Raw genomic sequence first — 5403 nt, 5'->3', positions numbered from 1 at the left:
CGGGGGCGGCAGCCGCGGCCGGGATCGTCGAGGTCGGCGAGGGCGGCGAGGACACCGAAGCGTCGTTCAAGCTGCGGCCGGGCGACTCGCTGCTGGTCGACAGCAAGGCCGGGTACGCCTTCGAGCGCATCCCCAAGGCCGAGGTCGAGGACCTCGTCCTCGAAGAGGTTCCCGACGTCGACTACAACGACATCGGTGGCCTCGGCCGGCAGATCGAACAGATCCGCGACGCGGTGGAACTGCCGTTCCTGCACAAGGACCTGTTCCGGGAATACGCGCTGCGCCCACCCAAGGGGGTGCTGCTCTACGGCCCGCCCGGCTGCGGCAAGACCCTCATCGCCAAGGCCGTCGCCAATTCGCTCGCCAAGAAGATCGCCGAGGCCCGCGGCGAGGATTCGAAGGAGGCCAAGTCCTACTTCCTCAACATCAAGGGCCCCGAACTGCTCAACAAGTTCGTCGGCGAGACCGAACGCCACATCCGGTTGATCTTCCAGCGGGCGCGGGAGAAGGCGTCCGAAGGCACCCCGGTGATCGTGTTCTTCGACGAGATGGACTCGATCTTCCGCACCCGCGGCTCCGGGGTGTCCTCCGACGTCGAGACCACGGTGGTGCCGCAGCTGCTGTCGGAGATCGACGGTGTCGAGGGCCTCGAGAACGTCATCGTGATCGGCGCGTCCAACCGGGAGGACATGATCGACCCGGCGATCCTGCGGCCCGGCCGGCTCGACGTGAAGATCAAGATCGAACGGCCCGACGCCGAGGCGGCACTGGACATCTTCTCCAAGTACCTCACCGAGGGACTGCCGGTGCACGCCGACGACCTCGCCGAGTTCGGCGGGCACCGCGGTGCGTGCGTGCGCGCGATGATCGAACGGGTCGTCGACCGGATGTACGCCGAGAGCGAGGAGAACCGCTTCCTCGAGGTGACGTACGCCAACGGTGACAAGGAGGTCCTGTACTTCAAGGACTTCAACTCCGGGGCGATGATCCAGAACATCGTCGACCGCGCCAAGAAGTACGCGATCAAGTCGGTGCTCGAGACCGGGGCACCGGGTCTGCGGGTGCAGCACCTGCTCGACTCCATCGTCGACGAATTCGCCGAGAACGAGGACCTGCCCAACACCACCAACCCGGACGACTGGGCACGGATCTCGGGCAAGAAGGGCGAACGCATCGTCTACATCCGTACCCTGGTCACCGGTAAGAACGCCAGCGCCAGCCGGGCGATCGACACCGAGTCGAACACCGGCCAGTACCTGTGACGCCGTCCCGGTGGGGCCGCCGCACCGAGCGGCGGCCCCACCGGGCCCCGACGCGACCGGCAGGAGGGTGAGCGTGCCGCTGCCCTTTGCCCTCGCCCGGTTCAACCGGGTGGTCACCAACCGGCTCGCCCGGCCCGTCGCCGGGCACCTGCCGGGCACGGCGGTCGTCGAACATCGCGGCCGGCGCAGCGGGTGCCGCTATCGCACCCCGGTGCTGGTGTTCGGCCGCGCAGGCGGCTACCGCATCGCACTGACCTACGGTTCCCGGACCGACTGGGTGCGCAACGTGCGTGCCGCGGGCGGCTGCACCCTGCACCACCGCGGCCGCCGTCTCGACCTCGTCGACCCCGTCGTCGGCCGCGACCCGACGGCGGGCTGGGCGCCGCCCGGGGTCCGCCAGGTTCTGCGCGCGACCGGCTCGGTGGAGTTTCTCGACACCGCCGTCGCCCCACCTTCCGTCCGTCCCGGCCCGCCCGGCCCGGCGCCGATCGCCTAACCTCGACGTCATGCAGCGGATCATCGGCATCGAGGTCGAGTACGGGATCTCCTCACCCAACGAGCCCACAGCGAACCCGATCCTCACGTCCACCCAGGCGGTGCTGGCGTACGCGGCCGCTGAGGGTGTGCCCCGCGCCAAGCGCACCCGCTGGGACTACGAGGTCGAATCTCCCCTGCGCGACGCCCGCGGCTTCGACCTGGGCCGGTTCAACGGCCCGGCCCCGGTCATCGACGCCGACGAGGTCGGCGCCGCCAACATGATCCTCACCAACGGCGCCCGGCTGTACGTCGACCACGCCCACCCGGAGTACTCGGCGCCGGAGGTCACCGACCCCCTCGACGCGGTCATCTGGGACAAGGCCGGCGAACGGGTGATGGAGGCGGCCGCCCGGCACGCCTCGAGCGTGCCCGGCGCGCCGCGCCTGCAGTTGTACAAGAACAACGTCGACGGCAAGGGCGCCTCGTACGGCACCCACGAGAACTACCTCATGGCCCGCGACACGCCGTTCTCGGCGGTGGTCGCGGGGTTGACCCCGTTCTTCGTCTCCCGGCAGGTGATCACCGGCTCCGGCCGGGTCGGCATCGGCCAGTCCGGCGACGAGGCGGGCTTCCAGTTGTCGCAGCGCGCCGACTACATCGAGGTCGAGGTCGGGCTCGAGACCACCCTCAAGCGGGGCATCATCAACACCCGCGACGAGCCGCACGCCGATGCCGACAAGTACCGGCGCCTGCATGTGATCATCGGCGACGCCAACCTCGCCGAGATGTCGACCTACCTCAAGGTCGGCACCACCGCGCTGGTGCTGGATCTGATCGAGGCCGGTGTGGACCTGTCGGATCTGCAGCTGGCGCGGCCGGTCACCGCCGTGCACCACATCAGCCACGACCCCACGCTGCGCAAGACCGTGGCCCTGACCGACGGCCGGGAGCTGACCGGCCTGGCCCTGCAGCGGATCTACCACGAGCGGGTCGCGACGTTCCACGACGGCACCGACGACAAGCGGGTCCGCGACATCCTCGACAAGTGGGCGATGGTCCTGGACCTGCTCGAACGCGACCCCATGGACTGCGCGCACCTGCTGGACTGGCCGGCGAAACTGCGCCTGCTCGAGGGGTTCCGCAACCGGGAGGGCCTGGCGTGGTCGGCGCCGCGGCTGCATCTGGTGGACCTGCAGTACTCCGACGTGCGGCTGGACAAGGGCCTGTACAACCGGCTCGTCGCCCGCGGCTCGATGGAGCGCCTGGTCGCCGAGCAGGATGTGCTCGACGCGGTGCATACCCCGCCGTCGGACACCCGCGCGTTCTTCCGCGGCGAATGCCTGCGCCGGTTCGGCGCCGACATCGCCGCCGCCAGCTGGGACTCGGTGATCTTCGACCTGGGCGGCGAATCGCTGGTGCGCATCCCCACCCTCGAGCCGCTGCGCGGCAGCCGCGCGCACGTCGGCAAGTTGCTCGACTCGGTGGATTCGGCGGCCGCGCTGGTCGACGAACTGACCAGCTGACCCGCCCGGGCGGGCGCGACACGCGCGTAGTCGCGCGGAGTGTCGCATCTGCTCGGTAGGGTGGAGGTCCGAGCAGTCGGTGCTCGCGCCGGTCGCGGCCGGGGCGGGCCCCACGAACGAACGAGGAGGTCGACCGCTATGGCTCAGGAGCGGACCACACGCGGTGGCGGAGGCGACGACGACGAGGTCGTCGGCGACGGCGGTGCCGGTCAGGAACGACGCGAGAAGCTCGCGGCCGAGACCGACGACCTGCTCGACGAGATCGACGACGTGCTCGAGGAGAACGCCGAGGACTTCGTGCGTGCGTACGTGCAGAAGGGCGGCCAGTGACAGCGGAGCGTTCGCCGATCCCGTTCCCCGTCCACCCGCCGCACATGCCGTTCGGTTCCCCGCTGTCCTCGTTCTCCGACCACCTGCGCCTGCACGCGCCGGAACTGCTGCCGGAGAACCGTCCCGGGCTGCGCGGCGCCGACGCGGACATCGCCCCGCACGGCACCACGATCGTCGCGGTGACGTTCGCCGGTGGGGTGCTGATCGCCGGTGACCGGCGCGCCACCATGGGCAACATGGTGGCCAGCCGGGACGTGCAGAAGGTGTTCGTCACCGACAGCTACTCCGCGGCCGGGATCGCCGGCACCGCCGGGCTGGCCGTCGAGCTCGTGCGCCTGTTCGCGGTGGAACTCGAGCACTACGAGAAGATCGAAGGTGTCCCGCTGACCTTCGACGGTAAGGCCAACCGGTTGTCGTCGATGGTGCGCGGCAACCTCGGGGCCGCGATGCAGGGCCTGGCGGTGGTCCCGCTGCTGGTCGGCTACGACCTCGAGGCGCCGGACCCGCAGCGCGCCGGCCGGATCGTGTCCTACGACGTGGTGGGGGGCCGCTACGAGGAGCGCGCCGGCTACCACGCGGTGGGCTCGGGGTCGTTGTTCGCCAAGTCGTCGCTCAAGAAGCTCTACCGCGCCGACGCGGACCAGGCGGCGGCGCTGCGCACCGTCGTCGAGGCCCTCTACGACGCCGCCGACGACGACACCGCCACCGGCGGCCCGGACACCGCCCGCGGCATCTATCCCACCGCGGTGGTCATCACCGCCGACGGCGCCGTCGAGGTACCGGAGCAGACATTGTCCGAGCTGGCCCGCACCGTCGTCGCGGACCGCACCGTCACCGAGTCCGGGCAGGGAGGTGCGCTGTGACGCTGCCGTACTATGCGTCCGCCGAGCAGATCATGCGCGATCGCTCGGAACTGGCGCGCAAGGGCATCGCGCGGGGCCGCAGTGTGGTCGTGCTGATCTACGCCGACGGGGTGGTGTTCGTTGCCGAGAACCCGTCGAAGGCCCTGCACAAGGTCAGTGAACTGTACGACCGCATCGGATTCGCCGCGGTCGGCAAGTACAACGAGTTCGAGAACCTGCGGCGCGCCGGGATCGTGCACGCCGACATGCGCGGCTATTCCTACGACCGGCGCGATGTGACCGTGCGGTCGCTGGCCAACGCCTACGCCCAGACCCTGGGCACCATCTTCACCGAGCAGCCCAAGCCGTACGAGGTGGAGATCTGCGTCGCCGAGGTCGGCCGCGCCGAGTCCGCCGACACGGCGCAGCTGTACCGCATCACCTACGACGGGTCGATCGTCGACGAACCGCAGTTCGTGGTGATGGGTGGGCACACCGAACCCATCGCCACCGCGCTACGCGAGTCGTACCGGCCGGGGCTGTCCCTCGCCGAGGCGGTGCAGGTCGCGGTGCAGGCCTTGCAGCAGGTGCCCGCCGCCGGACCCGAGAACGGCACCCGGGTGCTCGGCCGCGCCGAACTCGAGGTGGCGGTGCTCGAGAAGCCCCGCCCGCGCCGCGCGTTCCGCCGCATCACCGGCGCCGCGCTCGACCAGTTGCTGCCGGGCAGTGACACCGCCGGGCCGGGCAGTGACACCGCCGGGGCGGGCAGTGACACCGCCGGGGCGGACGGAGCGGAGCCCGCTCAGGGTTCCTGATCGACGGGCCGGTAGACGGTCAGCGCGCCGGGGGCGCTGCGGAACTCGAACCGCGTGCCCTCGGCGAGGACCTCACCGTCGGTGGCCAGGGCGACCCGCCCGTCACGCACCCGCACCGACAGCGCCGGCGCATCGCGCCGCACGTGGATCGGGG

6 protein-coding genes are annotated in these 5403 nt (G+C 70.6%); all 6 read left to right on the top strand.

The window, feature by feature from the left end:
- A partial coding sequence (gene arc / locus OEY_RS0124885; RefSeq protein ID WP_010596455.1) for a proteasome ATPase occupies window positions 1-1262 on the top strand: 1262 nt, incomplete at its 5' end.
- A 73-nt stretch (window positions 1263-1335) separates the two neighbouring features.
- Window positions 1336-1758 carry a nitroreductase family deazaflavin-dependent oxidoreductase gene (locus tag OEY_RS0124880; protein ID WP_010596454.1) on the top strand — a complete coding sequence of 141 codons (423 nt, stop codon included), beginning with the start codon at window positions 1336-1338 and terminating at the stop codon, window positions 1756-1758.
- Between the two features lie 10 nt (window positions 1759-1768).
- Window positions 1769-3262 (top strand): depupylase/deamidase Dop, encoded by a 1494-nt coding sequence (gene dop, locus OEY_RS0124875; RefSeq protein ID WP_010596453.1) that lies wholly within the window; start codon window positions 1769-1771, stop codon window positions 3260-3262.
- Between the two features lie 138 nt (window positions 3263-3400).
- A complete protein-coding gene (locus OEY_RS0124870; RefSeq protein ID WP_003937722.1) occupies window positions 3401-3592 on the top strand; it encodes a ubiquitin-like protein Pup in 192 nt (63 codons plus the stop codon).
- A 44-nt stretch (window positions 3593-3636) separates the two neighbouring features.
- Entirely contained in the window at window positions 3637-4455 is an 819-nt protein-coding gene (gene prcB, locus OEY_RS0124865) for a proteasome subunit beta (protein ID WP_017681810.1), read from the top strand.
- Window positions 4452-5249 (top strand): proteasome subunit alpha, encoded by a 798-nt coding sequence (gene prcA / locus OEY_RS0124860; RefSeq protein WP_010596451.1) that lies wholly within the window; start codon window positions 4452-4454, stop codon window positions 5247-5249. The genes prcB and prcA overlap by 4 nt, the downstream gene beginning before the upstream one ends.
- Window positions 5250-5403: the final 154 nt, after the last annotated feature.

Source organism: Rhodococcus sp. P14, assembly GCF_000256505.1.
Classification (GTDB): domain Bacteria; phylum Actinomycetota; class Actinomycetes; order Mycobacteriales; family Mycobacteriaceae; genus Rhodococcus; species Rhodococcus ruber.
This window is presented reverse-complemented; position numbering and strand designations above follow the sequence as displayed.